This window comes from Bacillus paramycoides (genome assembly GCF_038971285.1).
GTDB lineage: Bacteria > Bacillota > Bacilli > Bacillales > Bacillaceae_G > Bacillus_A.
Window position 1 is genome coordinate 3,950,690 of the sequence record NZ_CP152427.1, and the last position, 19,216, is coordinate 3,969,905.

The window sequence follows — 19,216 nt, forward strand, 5'->3', positions numbered from 1 at the left end:
TTGAATTTTTTCTGAAAATTCTGTTTTGTATATGATATACTACAATTAAATAAGAAGGAAAAGAATATGGCAAACAGAGGGGGAGAATCATGAGTTTACTTATCGCACTTATACTAGGGGTTACATGTGGAGCACTTCCTGTTATTTTAGGAGCTATTATGGAAGAGTTAGAGGTTGGTGTTTTAGGTTTTGTCGCATCTTGTGTAAGCGCTTTATTTTTTGGTTTATTCGGTGCTATTCCTGTTTCAATTCTCTGTGCATTTTATATAATACGCCATGCTCGTACAAAACAATTTGGTCCTAATCACACTGCGCAAGTGATTCCATTCCCAATTGAACGATGCCGCCGGGCCTCTAGCTTATAATTATAAAATTAAAAATAAATAAAAGTCCTCACATGAGGACTTTTATTTATTTTCTTCTAGAAATTGAAATAATTCTTGTAAATGCAGGGCATCTTCACTATAGCTAACAGATACGTGGCTTATACCGTCGATCTCTGCTTGCATATAAAGGTCCACTCCATCTCGATCATATTTCAATGCCAAATAAAATTCCATTTCTTCCAGCATCTTTTTTGAAGTTCGAATAACGTAATGCCCTTTTTCATCTTTTCCATATTCGAATTCCGGTTCAAAATCATATTTTTGTTTAAACGCTTCTTTTTGTTTTTCGTTAATTTGTATACAAGTTGCTCGTTGCACAGCATCAATCATCTCATCAAATTTTTGAAGATCCATTTCATTTACCCCCTTATGTATTTTTTGTATAACACTTGTGTTCCGCTATTTTCTTCCCCATCTTTTATTAGCTCTTCATACAATTCCTTCGCCAAACTTAAACCTGGTACTGGTAATTGCAATTTTTCAGCCTCATCTAAAGCAATCTTCATATCTTTCATAAAATGCTTTACATAAAAACCTGGTTCAAAATCTCCCTTTAACATTCGAGGAGCTAAATTACTTAACGACCAGCTACCTGCTGCTCCCGTTGAAATACTCTCTAATACTTTATCAGGATCTAATCCAGCCTTTTTCGCATAAGCAACAGCTTCACATACTCCAATCATATTAGAAGCAATCGCAATTTGATTGCACATTTTTGTATGTTGTCCACTTCCAGCTGGCCCTTGCAACTGAATATTTGTTCCTAGTTTTTCAAATAACGGTAAACATTTTTCATATATTTCTTTCTCTCCACCGACCATAATTGCGAGTCTTGCTTCTTTCGCACCAACGTCTCCTCCAGATACAGGTGCATCTAACGTATATACATTCTTACTTTTACCAGTTTCATTAATACGTTTTGCCAATGTTGGTGTAGATGTCGTGAAATCAATTGCTATCGTGCCTTCATTTGCATTCTCCAAAATTCCATCTATCCCAAAGTATACTTCTTCTACATCATGTGGATACCCAACCATCGTCATTACAACATCAACTTGCTTTACTAACTCTTTCGGTGTATCACACCAATGTGCACCATCTTGCACTAAAGAATCTGTTTTTGCTTTCGTTCTATTATATACATATACTTTATGACCATCTTGCATTAAGTGATAAACCATACTTTTTCCCATTACGCCAATACCAATGAAACCTATTGATAAAGTTTTATGTTCCATTTTCTCATCCCCTTTGTTCTAATAAATCATTTACCATCTTTCGGAACTCTTTATTAAAATCATCATTCATACTATTTTTCACATTTGAAAATAACATAACAAAAGTTCCTTTTTCTTTATTAAAATTATTGAAAGTGTTCCAACCAGATAATACACCATGATTATGAAAATAATCTGGATATATATAAAAACTAAATGCATATTTCCGTTCTGCTGAAGGTGAAAACATTGCTTGTATACTTTGTTCAGAAAGAAGTTTTCCATTTATAATTGCTTCGTCTAATTTCTTCATATCTCCAACTGTCGTATACATCTCACCACAACCATATAGCCAATCCATGCCTAACTTCTGCGCTGGTACAAGCTCTTGATTTTTTTTCACATAACCCTTTGTAAAATTTTTATCTCCAGGTACCATATTTCCCATACCAGATTCATGCATATCTACTTTTACAAATATGTTTTCTTTTATGTAATCTCCTAAAGGTTTTTTCGATATATGTTCTATTATATAAGCAAGCACCATATAATTATAATCTGTATATCTCCAACCTGTTCCTGCAGGAAATTCTAAATTTTGACGTCCAATCCAATTAATTAACTGTAAACGGGAAGCAGCATTAACATTGCCTTTTGCGTGTTCAGGTAAACCAGAGGTATGCGTTAATAAATGATATAGCGTAATATTTTTATTCTCCGGAAATGAAGGAATATATTTATTTACATTATCTTGAATATTCAATTTCCCTTGTTCTTGCAGCTGTAAAATAGATGTGGCAACAACTGTTTTCGTAATAGAACCGATACGATATTTTGTGTGAGGCGTATTTTCTATTTTATTTTGAACATCAGCATACCCATATCCTTTATTCAATATAATATGCTCTTTATCTGTTACCAAAACTGTTCCATTGAATTGCTTTCCGACTAAATATTGATCTAATTTTTGAGATATGCTAGCATAATCAATTTGTTGCTCTTCTTTTTCTTCTATATTCCCTTGTACTTCCGATTCAATAGTAGGATTCACTTTAGTTGTTAATACAGTGTTTTCCTTTATATTGGGGTTAACAAGAAAATAGTATACTCCGCCGCCAACTATAGCAGACAGTGAAGCCATGCCCATTACTTTTTTTATCATATTAATCCTCCATAATTCCTTCGCTAAAAATTGTCCCCCTATTCTATTATCAAACAATAAAAAAAAATCGCAACAATTTGTTGCGAAAAATTACATTTTTTCTTTTCTATACACACATACTTGATTTTTTCCATTTTTTTTCGCTTCATATAATGCAATATCCGCTCGTTGCATTAATTCTTCTCTTGTAATCCCTTTTTCATATAATGCAACTCCAAAACTCGCTGTTAATTTCGAAATTCCTGAGAATTGCTTTGTTTCAATGAAAAAGCGTAATGATTCCGCAACCTGAAATGCTTCTTTTTCTACTGTATTCGTTACTAAAATAATAAATTCTTCTCCGCCCCACCTAGCAAATACATGTTGCTCCTCCACTTTAGATTTCATAAGCTCTGCAAGCTGAATTAACGCTAAGTCACCAAAATCATGGCCATACGTGTCATTTACTGCTTTAAAATTATCTATATCAAATAAAATAAGTGCTATGTTTTCATTATTACGCATCGCATTATCCCATTCTGACTCTAGTATTTGTTGGAACTTCAAACGATTATAAATCTCTGTTAATGAATCTATCATAGCAAGTCTTTCTTGTTCTTGATAGATTTCATCTAATTCTGTAATCTCTGTACACTTCACAATAAATCTTGATAAATCTTCTGGCAATGGTGTCGCACGCAATAAAAAAGTTGAAACTTCTCCTTCATAGTTGGACATCTTAATTCTTCTATCATATGATAGTGTATCATCTAACCATGTTATATCATGGGTTGTTGAATAGTATCCATTTTCTCTAATAAAATGTTCAGCAAATACTAAATGTTGCTCACGATAGGCAAACAAATTTTCATATCCGAAAAACTCTAAAAAATTTGTATTACAATCAACAATCTCATCGTCTTCTACTATGAATAATAGATCATTGCGAAAATCAAACATCGTTTGAAGAAGTTCTTGTTGCAAACTTACTTGTCGCACTAAAGAAAGCTGATATAAACTTTTATTCACTTCCTCTAATACCATTTGTGGAGTCACAGGTGCTATCACAATATTACGTATTCCTAACGTAAGCAACTCTGCAAACTCGCTTGTTATTTGTTGATCCCAAATGACAATAAATGTACTCTGTCGATTATACATATTCTTTATATATTTTATTTGAGAAAAATCTGTTACATACATAATTACAATATGTGGTTGAGTCCTCTGAAACAATACTTCTCCTTCTTCAAAACTATTTGCTATAAACATACATTTTGGATGGATATTTTCTATCGTTTGTTGATGTGTGCATCCATTTTCTATATAAAGGACATTTAACTGAAGATCTTGTAATACATTTTGGAAAACCGTATTCTCTAATAAAAAATGTAGTATGTTCATCACTAGTCTTCACTCACTTCATATATCTTGTTCTACTGAATTCCTCACAAACATTTTATAAAAGGCTGTTCTCTAAAAACTTTAATGAGTGAGGAATACATGTTAACAAGCTAATTGAGAATGTTATCTTCGCTTTTTCACTCTATAAATTCCTTTTTTAGTGTATGATTATAGGAATTGTATCGTTTGTATGAATGCCCTAGCTTCCGCTTTAAAACTTGACAATTAAAATAAAGATATTATATTCTTAAATTCAACAACTTACAAAATGTAAGTAGAATATTTTACATATATTTTTTCATTATTTGATATGTAATTTGGAGGATATATAATGACAAACGATAACTTTTTTAACGTCCTATATGAACGCACATCTACACGTGCATTCAACCCAGAGAAAGAAATTTCATCTACAGAGTTACACGAGATTTTAAAGGGAGCTGCTCAAGCACCTTCTGCTTGGAACTTGCAGCACTGGAAATTCCTTGTATTCCAAGGTGAAGATGTACAGAAACGATTACATCCAATTGCTTATAACCAACAACAAATTCTTGATGCTTCTGCTGTAGTCGCTATTTTAGGTGATTTAGAAGCTTATAAAAATGTTGAACCAGTTTATGGTCCAATTGTAGAACAAGGATTTATGAAAGAAGAAGCAAAAGAGCGCTTAGCTAAAAATATTGAGTCTGCATATGCTCGTAAGCAATTCCCAAGAGATGCAGCCTTTTCAAATGCATCTTTAGCAGCAATGCAACTTATGCTTGCAGCTAAAGCAACTGGCTGGGATACTTGCGCTATTGGTGGCTTCAATCCACAAGCACTTACAGAAGAATTCAACGTTTCATCTCGCTACGTACCAATTATGCTTATTACAATTGGTGAATCAACTTTAAAAGGCCATCCTGCACCACGAATGAGCGTAGAGCAAGTGAGTGAATGGGCAAAATAATAAAGTGAAACTGGAATCAATGTGAGGGTTTTACTGCCCTTTCATACGAATAAAAAAGAAACGAAGGTAATTTTATTACCTTCGTTTCTTTTTTATTCTGTCACACATCCGTAATATTACAATGTATGATTCGACATCTACACATAAAAAAACAGTAAATTTTATGCTATTTCCATATACACAAATGGCGTTTTGTGTCGAATTTTGTTAAATCATCGAAATATAACCGTGTGTTTTTGTTACAATTATGATACAATGATAACAAATAGATAACAAGAGAGGGATTTTCATTGAGTTCATACGGAAGCTTTATTGCACTTTTATGTTACATAGTAACTGTACTGCTTCTATATTTTATTGGGGATGCTGCTAATATTTCAGTATTACAATTTCCTAAAGAAGAAGCGTTCCAACTAGAATCAGAAAAACATACTGCACGATCCATCGTACCACTACTCCTAGCTCTTCCTGTATATATCATCGTTTTATATAAAAGCAAAAAAGTGTAAAGGCTACCTATTTCATTCATTTCGGTGGTCTTTACATTTTTTTGTGATATCTATCCTATTTTAAACATCATCCCGTAGTAAACACCCAGCTAGTCTTTTAAAATGAGAAAATCCCCTAGAAAAAATTCCACTCTCTGTCCAGTCACTCACTACCGAACTTACATAGATTATAAGTGTGAAGGGGGTGATGAGGATTATGTTTGGATCATTTGGATGCTGTGATAACTTTAGAGACTGTCATCATCGTGAAAGAGAGTGCGACCATCGTGACCATCGCGAGAAAGAGAGAGAGGTAAAACCACAACAACCAGCTGTATGTAACGTACTTGCTAGCATTTCAGTTGGAACAGAACTTTCTCTTTTAAGCATTAAAGGTATTGGATCTTTCCACAATGTAATTTTTGAAGGTTTCGCTAACGGCGTTGCTCTTTTCTCTGCTTTAGCTCGTAACAATAATGATAAAGATAATAAAGACAACGACAAAGATGATAAGAACCGCCAACGTAATACTTTTAATGGTATTTTACGTGTATGCCCAACTGATATCGTTGCTATCGCTATCTAATTCTGTTCCTTATCCTCTATAGTAAGAAAATAAGATTTACTTTTCTCATAGAAAAAACCTGAGACCGATTTCAAATCGACTCAGGTTTTTTTATTACTTATATGCTTTTAACTAGTTCAACAACTTCTTCAGCAGTTGACATCATTAATGCTTTTTCTGCTAATGTTTCCATTTCTGCTTTTGACAACTTGCTTAGTTGTGTTCTTGCAGGAAGAATAGATGTTGCACTCATACTGAACTCATCTAAACCTAATCCTAATAATAATGGGATAGCAAGTGAATCGCCCGCCATCTCACCACACATACCAGCCCATTTGCCTTCTTTATGAGCAGCATCGATAACCATTTTTACAAGACGTAAAATTGATGGGTTATATGGTTGGTATAAGTAAGATACTTGTTCGTTCATACGGTCTGCAGCCATTGTGTATTGAATTAAGTCGTTTGTTCCGATAGAGAAGAAATCAACTTCTTTTGCGAATTGATCTGCTAATACTGCTGAAGCTGGGATTTCAACCATCATACCAACTTCAATAGAGTCAGAAACAGTTGTACCCGCTTCTACAAGCTTCGCTTTCTCTTCTAATAAGATTGCTTTTGCTTGACGGAACTCATCAAGAGTTGCGATCATTGGGAACATAATTTTTAAGTTACCGTATACGCTAGCACGAAGTAATGCACGAAGTTGTGTACGGAACACATCTTGCTCATCAAGACATAAGCGAATTGCACGGTATCCTAAGAATGGGTTCATTTCTTTTGGTAAATGTAAGTATGGAAGCTCTTTATCTCCACCGATGTCAAGTGTACGAACAACAACAGGTTGACCTTCTTTTACACCTTCAAGAACTGCTTTATACGCTTCGAACTGCTCTTCTTCTGTTGGAAGATTGTCACGGCCCATGTATAAGAATTCTGTACGGTATAAACCAACGCCTTCTCCGCCATTATCAATAATACCTTGTACATCATTTGGTGTTCCGATATTTGCAACAAGCTCAACGTGATGTCCATCACTTGTTACAGTAGCTTGGTCTTTTAATTTTGCCCATTCAGCTTTTTGCTCTTCAAATTTCGCTTTCTTTTCTTCAAACGAGCGAAGAGTTTCTTCTGATGGATTTACAATTACTTCTCCATCTAAACCATCGATGATTACGATATCGCCGTTTTGGATTTTCTCCATAACAACTTTCGTACCAACAACAGCTGGAATTTCCATAGAGCGAGCCATAATCGCAGAGTGAGATGTACGTCCACCGATATCAGTTGTAAAACCTTTTGCATACTTACGGTTTAACTGAGCTGTATCAGATGGTGTTAAATCTTCAGCAATGATGATTACTTCTTCAGAAATTGTACCTGGATTTGAGAAGTTAATACCTAGTAAATGTGCAAGAACACGTTTTGTTACGTCACGAATGTCCGCAGCGCGTTCTTTCATATATTCGTTATCCATGTTTTCAAACATAGAAATAAACATTGATGCAACTTCATCCATTGCAAATTCAGCATTTACTTTTTCGCTATTTACTTTATCTTTTACTGGGTTTACTAATTCTGGATCATTTAACACTAACAAATGTGCTTCAAAGATCGCAGCTTTGTCAGCACCTAGCTCAGCAAAAGCGTGGTCCTTAATAGCTTCTAATTCAGTTTTTGCTTTCTCAAGCGCAGCGTCTAAGCGTGCAATTTCTGCAGCTTCGTTTGTAATTGATTTCTTTTCGATGTTAAATTCAGGATTCTCAAGTCTGAAAGCCTTTGCAATAGCAATCCCACTTGATGCAGCGATCCCTTGAATGTTAAGAGTCATTATTCTCCTAATCCTTCGTTTTTCATAGTTTCTTCGATAGCTGCTAGTGCTTGAGCTGCATCATCACCATTTGCAGTGATTTTAATTTCTGCGTTTTGTTGAATGCCTAAAGACATAACGCCCATGATTGATTTTAAGTTAACGTTCTTTCCGTTATACTCTAAGTTAATGTCAGAACCAAATTTGCTTGCAGTGTTTACAAGTAGAGTTGCTGGACGAGCATGAATTCCTGAGTCGCTAGTTACTTTAAAGATTTTTTCCATGATAATTTATCTCCTTTAAATTACAGTATTTTTTAGTTGTATAGACGTGAGTACTACATCATCTATTGTATATAATAGGCGATGTTCGGTCAACCACATCGCCTATTATAATTATAAACATTTTGCGTCAAATTCCTACTGAATGTCAATAATGGCGTTTTCGCCCTTCTTAACATTTCCATCTTTTTTCAATTCAACTTGTTGCCCTTGTTGTAAATTCGTAAAGACAATTGGTGTAATGATAGATGGTGCATTTTCTTTTACAAATGCAAGATCTACTTTTAATAATGGTTGTCCTTGTTTCACTTTGTCTCCTTGTGCTACAAGCGCTTCAAAACCTTCACCATTTAATTTTACTGTATCAATACCGAAGTGGATTAAAATTTCTTTTCCGCCTTCAGATTGAATACCAATCGCATGCTTTGTAGGGAATACGTTAACGATCTCACCGTTAACTGGAGAAACTACTGTTCCTTCTGTCGGCTCGATTGCAAATCCGTCTCCCATCATTTTTCCTGAGAATACTTGATCAGGTACTTCTGTAATCGGTAAGATTTTCCCTTCAATTGGTGAAACAATTGTTTCATTTTCATCAACTTTTTGAGGAGCTTCTTCTACTTTTACAGGCTCTTCTTTTTCAATATGAGGTGTACGACCTGACATAATATCATGAATTTGTGATTTTAATGTGTCAGATTTCGGTCCGAAAATAGCTTGAATGTTATTTCCGACTTCAAGTACACCAGCTGCTCCAAGCTCTTTTAAGCGATCTTTGTTTACATTCTTTTGTTCGTTAACTTGAACACGTAAACGAGTAATACAAGCGTCTAAAGAGGCAATGTTTTCTTTACCACCAAGTGCTACTAATACTTCACGAGGAAGTTCACCAGCTTCTGTTTTTCCTGCGCCGTCATTCGCATTTGCTACTTCACGACCAGGTGTTTTTAAATCCCATTTACGAATTGCAAAGCGGAATCCGAAGTAGTAAATAACTGCTAGTACAAGACCAACAACAATTACCCACCACCATGCTGTACGACCTGGTAGTACACCGAATAATAGGAAGTCGATTAAACCACCAGAGAATGTCATACCAATTTTAACACCTAAAATTTGCATTGTCATAAATGATAGACCAGCGAATACTGCGTGAATTCCGAATAATACTGGTGCTACGAATAAGAATGAAAATTCAAGTGGTTCTGTAATACCTGTTAAGAATGATGTTAATGCAGCGGAACCTAAAATACCAGCTGCTAATTTTTTATTTTCTGGACGTGCTTCATGGTACATTGCTAATGCTGCTGCTGGAAGACCGAACATCATGAACGGATACTTACCAGTTGTAAATGTACCTGCTGTTAATTCTACACCGTCTTTTAACTGTGCCATAAAGATTTTTTGGTCACCACGGATTAATTCGCCAGCTGCATTTGTATACTGACCGAATTCGAACCAGAATGGTGAATAGAAAATGTGATGTAATCCAAATGGAATTAATGAACGTTCAATTAAACCGAATATAAATGCTGCTAACGTTCTATTCGCATCAATCATTTGATGTGAGAACGTATTTAAGCCACCTTGAATGTATGGCCAAATGAAGCACATGATAATACCTACTACTAAAGAGAATGTTGCAGTTGCGATCGGTACGAAACGCTTACCTGCGAAGAAACCTAAGTATGATGGTAATTCAATATTGAAGTATTTATTATAGCAATATGCCGCCACTATACCGACGATAATACCACCAAATACTCCCGTTTGTAGTGTTGGAATTCCTAATACGTTTGCATATGCTGGATCAGTAAATCCAATTTTCACTGGATCTGCTCCAGAACTTGTTACTTTCACTAGCTTGTCTACTTCTAAGAACACACTCATCGTTTTGTTCATAATTAAGTAGCCGACGAATGCTGCTAAACCAGCTACTCCATCTCCACCAGCTAAACCAATTGCTACCCCAACTGCGAATAATAATGCAAGGTTAGCGAAAATAATATCACCAGATTGTTCCATAATTTTTGCTACCATTACGAACCAATCGGCTTTTAAAGCAGGAATAACATTTGTTAACTGTGGATTCTGAAATGCATTACCAAATCCAAGTAAAATACCTGCTGCCGGTAAAATCGCTACTGGAAGCATAAGCGCTTTTCCGACTTTTTGAAGAACACCAAAGATCTTCTTAAACATGGAAACCCTTCCTCTCTTATCTATATTGATACCTTCCGACAAACGCCAAAAAGGCATGAGGAAAAAAAGATAGAACGATAGCTATACAAAGGGTAGTATATCCCTTTCTCTAGCTTACATTCCTTACTTTTCTCCACTCATGCCTGATCGAATCAGTAACACGTGTCAAAAATAGGTTTACGTATAAGTTCACTATAATTAAGGCAAACGTTTTCTTTATTTACCTTAATGTGTTTGTCGAAATTTGTATAACTTTGCAATAGTTATTATACATAACTATTGTAAGCGATTCAATGATTTTTTTTAACGTTTTCATTTTAGACAAAACTATATGTCTTTTTACACATGCTCTGCCTTTACTAAGCGCTGCAGATGCATCGTTAAATATATGCTCTCTGCTTCATAAACAGGAAGTTGTAATTCTTTTTGCATGACCTTAACTAGCTTCCAAGCTAAATTATAACAGACAGGATATTCTGCCTTCAATAAATCAGCAAAACTTTGTGATTCCTCTACTTTCTCCCCTTTTTTCACCCGTTCAATCGCATATTGTAAATGACGGATAAGGCGTAAATAGTGGATACTTTCTTGGTCTAATGTAATTTGTAAGTTTGTCTCAATTAAAGATACAAGCTGTGCAATGAGACGGGAGTTTTGATTAACTGAAGATAAATCTGAATTTGTAAGTGAACTATAAATATGGAGTGCAATAAAACCAATTTCTCCTTCTGGCAATGTAATTTGCAAACGAGAATTTAAAAGGTCTACAACACCTTCAGCAATTTCATATTCTTCTGGATAGAGCATTTTCGTTTCAACTAGAAAAGGATTATCAATGGTAAGTCCTTGTTTTAATCGCTTAATCGCAAAAGAAATATGATCTGTTAAAGCGATATGAATATGTTCATTTAATGGTGATTTTGCTTTTTCTTGAATATAGAACATAATATCATTCATTAATTCAATTAATTTTTCACTCACATGCGGCACTAACAGTTTGTATTGTTCACGATCGCGTTCATTTTTTAAAACAAACATTTTTTCAATTTGTTCTTGCTCCAATACATCTTTCGCTTTTTTTCCAAAGCCAATTCCTTTACCAATCACTACTACTTCCTCGTGTTCAGGATGGCTAGCAATGATGACATTATTATTTAAAACTTTTTTAATTTCTAGATAATTACTCATATAACACCACCCTCGTACTTAAATAGCCTGCTTTTATGTTACAGAATATTCTTCTTTGTCGTCAATGTAAAACATCTACCATTTCATAAAAATTCATTTTTTAGACATGTTTATATATGATGCGTATAATGTAAGAGCAACTGTACATAGAAAGGGGTTAACAACATGATTAAAATGTTTGTAAGTGATATCGATGGTACAATGATGCAACACGGAGGGTTAATTGACGAACAGGATATTGTAGCACTTCGTAGTCTCGCTGAGCAAAATGTTATTCTTTGTTTCGCTTCTGGCCGACTTGATAATGAAATTGCAGACTTAATGAAAGCTGTAAATACAAATTTCCATCGTATTAGCGTAAATGGTGTTTTCGTATACACGCACGAAAACAAGCAACTATTATCAGCAACATTCGATTCGAGTATTCTACCTGATTTATTAGCAATGACAAATGAAGATCCTTATTTTCGTTATGTAAGTGATGAGCATAATTATTACATTGAAGAAAAAACACCGTTTATTCATGAACTTGAACAACAAGTAACGATGACTTCCGTTGAAGAACCGCATCTGTTAGAAAAAATTGATGATACTATTTTCCCAAATAAAATCTCTGTCGGTGGAACAAAGGAAAGTTTACAACTCCTTCAAAAAAAAATTGATGAAAAATTCCATGGAAAAGTGAGTACCTTCATTTCAGCCGAACAATGTTTAGATGTAATGCCACCTAATATTAGTAAAGGTTCTGCTATTTCTGTTTTATTAAAAGAGTTTCAATTACAACCAGAAGAAATTGCTTGCATAGGGGATTCTTATAATGATATTCCAATGTTTTCTTTAACTCCTCACAGTTTTGCTATGTCTCAAGCTGATGATGCAGTAAAAGAACACGCTCACTATGTAGTAAATACAGTTAAAGATGCTGTTAACCACGTAATTGCTCATAATAAAAATACGACTCACTCCTTATAAGGATGAGTCGTATTTTTTCTTTACATGTTAAACAATTTGACATTTACTGTACTTCACAAACTGAAATATATTATTTGTTACGTGCGATGTTTGTAATAAACTTATAACGATCCCCACGGTAAATACATTTCACATACTCTAACGGTACTTCACCTTCTGAATATGACCATTGACGCATTACAAGCACTGGCGCCTTTTTAGGAATATGCAGATGTTCCGCTTCATTATCGGTTGCAATTGAAGCTTCAATTGATTGAGTAGCGCTAACAAGTTTAAAGCCCAGTTTTTTCTCTAAATGTTCATATAAAGATTGTTGCAATATTTCTTCGTTAATATCTTTTACAAGAGCTGGCGACAAATATGTCGTCTCAAAAGCAATCGGTTCATCATCAGCTAAGCGAATACGCCTCACTTCATAAACCGACTCTCCCTCCTGTATTCTCAGCCGGTCTGCTATTTTCGCAGTAGCTGGAACGAGGCGGAAACTTAGTAATTGACTACTCGGGTTCATCCCACGAGAAATCATATCTTCTGTGAATCCCGTCATTCCTTGCAATTTTTGTTCCACTTTCGGAAGTTGGACAAACGTGCCGATTCCACGTTTCCGATATAAATAACCTTGTTCCACTAAATTATTAATCGCCTGTCTGATTGTCATACGACTCACTTCGAACTTATCACAAAGTTCATTCTCAGATGGGATTTTATCTCCCGGCTTCCATTCGCCGTCCTCAATTAGCTGTTTCACCCACTCTTGAATCTGATAATAGATCGGAAATGGTGAATACTTGTCGATGTTCATCAGCAATCGCCTCACTGCATAAAGATAGAGCTTCTTGATCAGCGATTACGGTTACATTCGGATGACGTTGTAAAACTGTAGCAGGACACGCTTCACTATATTCACCTTGCAATAATTCTTTAACAGCTTCTGCCTTTTTAGCACCCATAGCAACAAGTAGAATTTGTTTCGCTTTCATAATACTTCCAATTCCCATTGTAATTGCATGAGTTGGCACATCTTCTTCTTTTTCGAAGAAGCGAAGGTTTGCTTGGCGTGTAGATTCTGTTAATTCAACAATGTTTGTTGGAGAATTAAACGGTGTTCCTGGCTCGTTAAATCCGATGTGACCGTTTTCACCGATTCCAAGAATCTGTAGGTCAACTGGGTTAGCAGCTAGAATGCCCTCATAACGTTTGCACTCTTCCTCTAAATCACTTGCCATCCCGTTTGGTACATAAGTTTGTTTAAATGGAAGATGATCAAACAACTGTTCTTGCATGAAATAATGATAGCTGTTTTTATCTTCATGTGGTAAATTTACGTACTCATCTAAGTTTACAGTGGTTACACGGCTTGTATCAAGTTTATTTTTTCGCATTTCTGCATAAATACCTAATGGAGAGCTTCCTGTAGCCATTCCTAATGTTGGATTTTCTTTTGTTTTTACAACTTCTTCAATTAATTTATAACCTGCTTCTGCTAGTTCTTCTGGAGTTTTTACAACAAGAATATTCATTTCATTACTTCCCTTCCTTCATATGAATTCCTAAACGAACTGTATCATATACATATAAATCTTCATTCATCACAACAAAGTCTGCATCTTTTCCTACCGCTAACGCACCTTTATTATTTAATCCAAACTCTTCTGCTTGGTTAACTGATGTCATTAGTACTGCATCTTCGATTGAACAACCTGTAAATTCAATTACATTTCGGAAAGCTTGATCCATTTTTAGAATACTACCAGCTAACGTTCCATCTTCTAATCGAGCACTACCATCTTTTACATGTACAGGCTGTCCGCCAAGCTCATATAATCCATCTTCAAGACCTTTTGCACGCATTGCGTCAGTAATAACACTTACTTTTTTCGGTCCTTTTAATTTATATGCTAATTTCACCATATCAGGGTGAATGTGAATACCATCTGTAATTACTTCAACCATTACATCTGGATTTAATAACACATGACCAACAACTCCTGGTTCACGGTGATGTAATCCACGCATTTGGTTGTATAAATGCGTTGCATGTGTAATGTTTCTATTTTTTAGTTGCGCATCAATCGCATCTGTATGCCCCATTGTGCCAACAACACCCGTTTCAGCAAGATACTGCTCAAACTCTAACGCACCTTCTTCTTCAGGTGCATATGTTACTAATTTAATTAAATTCCCGCTTGCTTCCTGCCATTGTTTAAATTGTTCAATATTCGCAGGAACAATATGTTCAAGTGGTTGTGCACCTGCACGTTTTTTTGAAACATACGGTCCTTCTAAGTGAATGTATTCGAAATGCGCTCCTTTTTCTTTCGCTTCCTTCGCAGCATGTAGTGCTGCTTCGATTGCTTCTGGAGCTTGTGTCATTGTTGTTGGGAAGTAAGTTGTAACTCCTTCTTTTAACATTTCTTTACCTAGAGTTACTAACCCATCGCTATTTGCATCCATCGCATCAATATCGTATCCACCATGAATATGAACATCAATCATACCTGGAATCACAATCTTCCCTGCCGCATCTAAAACTGCTTCATTTTCTTGTGATACATATTGAGCCATCAAACCAATTTCTTTAATTGTTTCTGCGTAACGAATAAATCCGTTTTCCACTACTTCTTGACCTGTATAAATTTTGGCATTGATGACAACTTGCGTTTTCATTTTCATCGATCCTTTCCCATGAAATACCTACTTGTTATTATTACCTTATTCGCCTAATTCCATCTTAATATATGCACGAGTAGTTGTCTATACATTCAAACGAAATTTCCTCTTTGTTTAACAAAAAGGAAGCTTAATACGTCTCTCGCAATTATAATATATGTTATTCATTTTTTCCAAAAAGGAACAATATCATCTATCGTATGAATTACTTAAGTAATGGCATTAATCCACTAGAGCCTATTGTAATATGTTCACCGTCTGTTTCCATTTCTACTGTACGTTTATTCGTTCCATACATCATTATACCATGTCGTTTTAACCGTCTCACAACACTTTGGTGTGGATGTCCATACGGATTTCTGCTACCGTAAGAAAGAATTGCGAACTGCGGTTCTACCTTCTTTATAAACCTTTCACTTGTTGAAGTATAGGAGCCATGATGTCCTACCTTTAACACATCTGCATGTACATCAAATTGCTTTAATATTTCAGTTTCCGTCCGCACATCAGCATCACCCATTAGTAAAAAATCTGCCTTACCATACCGAATCTTTAATACAATTGAAGATTCATTATTTTCATCTTTGGACTTCCCGTTGTTTAATACTTGTATGGAAACATGCGGATCTAGCGGTATGTGTTGACCCTCTTTTACTGAAATGAAAGGGATTCCCCTTTTCTTTATATTATTTCGATACGTATGATAAGTAAGAGAACTATATGTTTTTCCACTATCTAATATAAGTGATACCGGCATTTGCTCTACAATCGGAATGAGCCCTCCTATATGATCCATATCAGGATGAGTACTGACGATAACATCTAAATGATTAATCCCTTTTTCAATTAATTTTTGGATGATAACCTCACCAGCTTCATAAGGTCCCCCATCTATTAACATCGTTTGTCCATTTGGCAATGTAATAAGTGTTGCATCACCTTGTCCTACTTTTAAGAAACTCACTTTCATTTTACCAAAATGTTGCCGCTGCATATGTAAAGGAGACGCAGTATGAATAGACATCATATACCTTTTGGCTGATGCACTATTTAAAGAAAAGCATAACAAAATAGAAACTAATAATAAAACACTTCGCATACCTCTCATAACTCGTCTCCTTTTTTCAATTAGTATGGCACGGTATATGATTGATATACAAAAAAAGCTTAGCAAAATGCTAAGCTTTTATTTTGATATCTCTTGTAAAGAACCGAAGAATAAATCCGCTTCATTCATTTCTTCATTTTCTTCAGAAAGCGGAGGCAAATCATCTAATGTTTTTAATCCAAACGTGTCCAAAAATTCTTTCGTTGTTCCATATAAAATAGGACGCCCTGGCCCTTCTGCTCTTCCCATTTCTTTTATAAGTAAGTGTGATACTAACGTTTGTAACGCCTTATCAGTTTTTACTCCTCTAATCTCTTCCATTTCAGTTCTTGTAATCGGTTGGCGATATGCAACAATCGCTAACGTTTCTAGAGCAGCCTGAGAGAGTGAAGCAGCTGTTGGGATCTCTATTAGTTTTTGATAGTAAGACGCATGTTCTTTCTTTGTAGCAAAACGATATACTTTTGCATACTGTACAATTTGCAAACCGCGGTGTGCACCTTCACATTCTTTTTGCATTTCTTCTAAAATATCGATTACTTCGTTTCCTTCAATTTCAAGGACTTTCGCTATTTGTTCTGGATAAATCCCTTCATCACCAGAAACAAATAAAAGCCCTTCAATGATTGATTTCTGTTCTGTTCTATCCATTTTACGAGCTCCTTCCTCCTATTTTCTCCATAAAAATACACATCAAAAAACCGAATCACAATCAATGCGTTCGGTTCAATATTTTTTCTCTTGTTCCAAACGATACATTCAAACCTAGCATGAGATATCATATTTCTATCTCATTTTCCATACTAACTCTATGCTGATTTAGTATAGCTTGATACGAAAATCTCATCAAAATTATGTTCTTGTTCAATTATGATTTGTTGATTTTTCATAAGCTCAAGAACCGCTAAAAATGTTACAACCATTATTTCCCGTTCATCATCAACAAACAAATCATAAAAACTTTGACGACCACCTTGTATTTCTAACTGATTTAAAATATCAGTCATGCGCTGTTCAATTGGTATTTCTTGACGAGTAATACGTGTTGTTACAGGTTTCTTTGCTTTTTTTCGGCGCATTAATTTTTGAAATGCCGCTAGCATATCATATAACGTAACATCAAGAGGCAAGTTCGTCTCCTCTTCTTGTTGCAACGATGTAAAATCAATTGGCGGACGTGTATATAGCTGTGCTCTTTCTTGTTCTCTTTCTTTTAGCTCAGTAGCAACTTGCTTATATTTCTTATATTCAATTAACCTCTCCATCAATTCTTGACGAGGATCATCTATAAAGTCATCACCGTTATCAAGTACATCTTCTTCATGTTTCGGCAACAACATTTTACTTTTAATTTGTAATAACGTTGCAGCCATTACTAAATACTCACTTGCAACATCTAATTGTAGTTCTTTCATCGTATGAACATAAGATAAATATTGCTCTGTAATTTCCGCTACAGGAATATTATATATGTCAATCTCATAACGATGTATTAAATGTAACAATAAATCTAAAGGCCCTTCAAAAGCCTCTACTTTAAAATTATACTGCACAAAGCATCCCACCACATTTTTTCTATAACAACATAAGTATAGAGCATACTCATGTTCTATCCAACCTTTTTAAGAAATTTAATTAAAAATAGACCGATGCCTATGTCATCATGCCCACCACTTCATATGATAACAGTGTAGTAAGAACAATGTAGGAGGTCAAAAAACTATGGGTCACGTTGATTGCGGTTTTAGCGGTGGGTTCGCATTACTTGTTGTATTGTTTATTTTACTAATTATTGTAGGGGCAGCTTGCTTCTGCTAATATGAACAATAACGGCTAGGGAAAACTCCCTAGTCGTTTATTGTTCATATTTCTATGATACACTTGTATTTATAACCGTTAAACAGGGGTGAAGAGCATGTATCCTACCGAATACATACAATTTTTAATTCATTTTCACGGAGATTATGATTATTTTGAATGTCACGAAATACTAGAAGAATATTGGAAAACGAAACCAAGAGGAAATCGTGACAATTACTTAGTCGGTCTCATTCAAATTGCAGTTTCTTTATACCACCAAAGACGCTCTAACTGGAATGGCGCAGAGAAGATGATGAAAAGCGCCATAACGATTTTAGAAAAAAACAATGAACCTTTACTACATTTAGGAATCAATCAGACACAACTTCTATCTTTACTCAAGGATAGATTACAATCTATACAGAAAGAAGAAGGGTTTACACCATTATTTTTACCATTATCAGATACTGCATTAGAAAAGCACTGCATGGAATTATGTCAGAAACAAAATCTCCCTTGGAAAGACGTGAATGCTACTTCTAATGAATTTATAATACATAAGCACACATTACGTGATCGAACAGAAGTCATCGCTGAACGAAACGAACAATTACAAAAAAGAAAGCAGAGATAATAAACTACTTATCTCTGCTTTCACGAATGTATATTTTGTTCAAGCCCTTTACACTTTTTGCAAAAACTTGCTGTTTGCTCATTTCCGCAAATTGTAAACTCAAGAAATTTACTCTTTAACTCTTGAACCATCTTCGTCCCAATACCCATATGACGGTGAGACGGGTTCACACTCAAATGTTGAATTTCCAAAACTTGATTTTCTTTTTTTACAATCCCCATTATCCCAACAAAATCTTCGTTTTGTTTCCACAAATACAATTGCCAATCATCTTTTGCTTCATAATCTTTCATAGTCAATTGTAATGTTTTCACATCTTTTTCTGTTGGCATAAATGAAAGAAGCCCCATTGCAATCTTTTCATAACTTTTTTTAAAACGAATTAACATAACCCTTATCCC

The 19,216-nt window shown here is 35.0% G+C and carries 22 protein-coding genes; 7 read left to right on the top strand and 15 right to left on the bottom strand.

The window, feature by feature from the left end; all coding sequences use genetic code 11:
• Positions 1-89 precede the first annotated feature (89 nt).
• Positions 90-365, top strand: coding sequence for a hypothetical protein (locus AAG068_RS20275; RefSeq protein ID WP_048530837.1), 276 nt, complete (start codon positions 90-92; stop codon positions 363-365).
• A 42-nt stretch (positions 366-407) separates the two neighbouring features.
• Here AAG068_RS20275 and AAG068_RS20280 read toward each other — a convergent pair whose 3' ends face one another.
• From AAG068_RS20280 to AAG068_RS20295, 4 genes are all read right to left on the bottom strand, one after another.
• Complete coding sequence (locus tag AAG068_RS20280; RefSeq protein ID WP_098667436.1) at positions 408-740, bottom strand: DUF3909 family protein; 333 nt, start codon at positions 738-740, stop codon at positions 408-410.
• Between the two features lie 5 nt (positions 741-745).
• Positions 746-1,624 (bottom strand): NAD(P)-dependent oxidoreductase, encoded by an 879-nt coding sequence (locus AAG068_RS20285; RefSeq protein WP_342715618.1) that lies wholly within the window; start codon positions 1,622-1,624, stop codon positions 746-748.
• Positions 1,625-1,628: 4 nt separating this feature from the next.
• Positions 1,629-2,765 (bottom strand): serine hydrolase domain-containing protein, encoded by a 1,137-nt coding sequence (locus AAG068_RS20290; RefSeq protein WP_342715619.1) that lies wholly within the window; start codon positions 2,763-2,765, stop codon positions 1,629-1,631.
• Between the two features lie 90 nt (positions 2,766-2,855).
• Complete coding sequence (locus tag AAG068_RS20295) at positions 2,856-4,148, bottom strand: GGDEF domain-containing protein (protein ID WP_342715620.1); 1,293 nt, start codon at positions 4,146-4,148, stop codon at positions 2,856-2,858.
• Positions 4,149-4,479: 331 nt separating this feature from the next.
• On the opposite strand from AAG068_RS20295, the gene AAG068_RS20300 reads away from it, so the two are divergent.
• The 3 genes from AAG068_RS20300 to AAG068_RS20310 all read left to right on the top strand — a co-directional run bounded on the left by AAG068_RS20300 (position 4,480) and on the right by AAG068_RS20310 (position 6,171).
• Positions 4,480-5,097, top strand: a complete 618-nt coding sequence (locus tag AAG068_RS20300) for a nitroreductase family protein (RefSeq protein WP_342715621.1) — start codon at positions 4,480-4,482, stop codon at positions 5,095-5,097.
• A gap of 290 nt (positions 5,098-5,387) precedes the next feature.
• On the top strand, positions 5,388-5,606 hold the full coding sequence (locus tag AAG068_RS20305; RefSeq protein WP_000100487.1) for a hypothetical protein: 219 nt from the start codon (positions 5,388-5,390) through the stop codon (positions 5,604-5,606).
• 196 nt (positions 5,607-5,802) lie between these two features.
• Complete coding sequence (locus tag AAG068_RS20310) at positions 5,803-6,171, top strand: DUF3915 domain-containing protein (protein ID WP_342715622.1); 369 nt, start codon at positions 5,803-5,805, stop codon at positions 6,169-6,171.
• Between the two features lie 97 nt (positions 6,172-6,268).
• On the opposite strand, the gene ptsP is transcribed toward AAG068_RS20310, so the two are convergent.
• The 4 genes from ptsP to glcT form a co-directional block, all read right to left on the bottom strand.
• Positions 6,269-7,981 (bottom strand): phosphoenolpyruvate--protein phosphotransferase, encoded by a 1,713-nt coding sequence (gene ptsP, locus AAG068_RS20315; protein WP_000174207.1) that lies wholly within the window; start codon positions 7,979-7,981, stop codon positions 6,269-6,271.
• Positions 7,981-8,244 carry a phosphocarrier protein HPr gene (gene ptsH / locus AAG068_RS20320; RefSeq protein ID WP_000411080.1) on the bottom strand — a complete coding sequence of 88 codons (264 nt, stop codon included), beginning with the start codon at positions 8,242-8,244 and terminating at the stop codon, positions 7,981-7,983. Before ptsH ends, ptsP begins: the two co-directional genes overlap by 1 nt.
• A 135-nt stretch (positions 8,245-8,379) precedes the next feature.
• Positions 8,380-10,443 carry a PTS glucose transporter subunit IIABC gene (ptsG, locus tag AAG068_RS20325; RefSeq protein WP_098667430.1) on the bottom strand — a complete coding sequence of 688 codons (2,064 nt, stop codon included), beginning with the start codon at positions 10,441-10,443 and terminating at the stop codon, positions 8,380-8,382.
• Positions 10,444-10,782: 339 nt separating this feature from the next.
• On the bottom strand, positions 10,783-11,631 hold the full coding sequence (gene glcT, locus AAG068_RS20330) for a glucose PTS transporter transcription antiterminator GlcT (protein ID WP_098667429.1): 849 nt from the start codon (positions 11,629-11,631) through the stop codon (positions 10,783-10,785).
• A gap of 165 nt (positions 11,632-11,796) precedes the next feature.
• Here glcT and AAG068_RS20335 point away from each other — a divergent pair, with 165 nt between their 5' ends.
• Entirely contained in the window at positions 11,797-12,603 is an 807-nt protein-coding gene (locus AAG068_RS20335; protein WP_098667428.1) for an HAD family hydrolase, read from the top strand.
• A gap of 70 nt (positions 12,604-12,673) precedes the next feature.
• Here the strand turns inward: AAG068_RS20335 and phnF are convergent, their stop codons facing one another.
• The 6 genes from phnF to scpA all read right to left on the bottom strand — a co-directional run bounded on the left by phnF (position 12,674) and on the right by scpA (position 17,934).
• Positions 12,674-13,405 carry a phosphonate metabolism transcriptional regulator PhnF gene (gene phnF, locus AAG068_RS20340; RefSeq protein WP_002194085.1) on the bottom strand — a complete coding sequence of 244 codons (732 nt, stop codon included), beginning with the start codon at positions 13,403-13,405 and terminating at the stop codon, positions 12,674-12,676.
• Positions 13,335-14,123 carry a glucosamine-6-phosphate deaminase gene (gene nagB, locus AAG068_RS20345; RefSeq protein ID WP_048530857.1) on the bottom strand — a complete coding sequence of 263 codons (789 nt, stop codon included), beginning with the start codon at positions 14,121-14,123 and terminating at the stop codon, positions 13,335-13,337. The genes phnF and nagB overlap by 71 nt, the downstream gene beginning before the upstream one ends.
• A gap of 4 nt (positions 14,124-14,127) precedes the next feature.
• Positions 14,128-15,270: an N-acetylglucosamine-6-phosphate deacetylase gene (nagA, locus tag AAG068_RS20350; protein ID WP_342719794.1), complete on the bottom strand. Its 1,143-nt coding sequence runs from the start codon at positions 15,268-15,270 to the stop codon at positions 14,128-14,130.
• A 208-nt stretch (positions 15,271-15,478) separates the two neighbouring features.
• A complete protein-coding gene (locus tag AAG068_RS20355) occupies positions 15,479-16,381 on the bottom strand; it encodes a ComEC/Rec2 family competence protein (RefSeq protein WP_342715624.1) in 903 nt (300 codons plus the stop codon).
• A gap of 78 nt (positions 16,382-16,459) precedes the next feature.
• A complete protein-coding gene (gene scpB, locus AAG068_RS20360) occupies positions 16,460-17,032 on the bottom strand; it encodes a segregation/condensation protein ScpB (RefSeq protein WP_306183664.1) in 573 nt (190 codons plus the stop codon).
• A 158-nt stretch (positions 17,033-17,190) separates the two neighbouring features.
• Positions 17,191-17,934 (bottom strand): segregation/condensation protein A, encoded by a 744-nt coding sequence (gene scpA / locus AAG068_RS20365; RefSeq protein WP_342715625.1) that lies wholly within the window; start codon positions 17,932-17,934, stop codon positions 17,191-17,193.
• 169 nt (positions 17,935-18,103) lie between these two features.
• On the opposite strand from scpA, the gene AAG068_RS20370 reads away from it, so the two are divergent.
• Both AAG068_RS20370 and AAG068_RS20375 read left to right on the top strand, forming a co-directional pair.
• Entirely contained in the window at positions 18,104-18,199 is a 96-nt protein-coding gene (locus tag AAG068_RS20370) for a YjcZ family sporulation protein (protein ID WP_000510194.1), read from the top strand.
• 97 nt (positions 18,200-18,296) lie between these two features.
• Positions 18,297-18,815, top strand: coding sequence for a DUF309 domain-containing protein (locus AAG068_RS20375; protein WP_342715627.1), 519 nt, complete (start codon positions 18,297-18,299; stop codon positions 18,813-18,815).
• A 20-nt stretch (positions 18,816-18,835) separates the two neighbouring features.
• Here the strand turns inward: AAG068_RS20375 and ribT are convergent, their stop codons facing one another.
• Positions 18,836-19,204, bottom strand: a complete 369-nt coding sequence (gene ribT / locus AAG068_RS20380; RefSeq protein ID WP_000908397.1) for a GNAT family N-acetyltransferase RibT — start codon at positions 19,202-19,204, stop codon at positions 18,836-18,838.
• Positions 19,205-19,216: the final 12 nt, after the last annotated feature.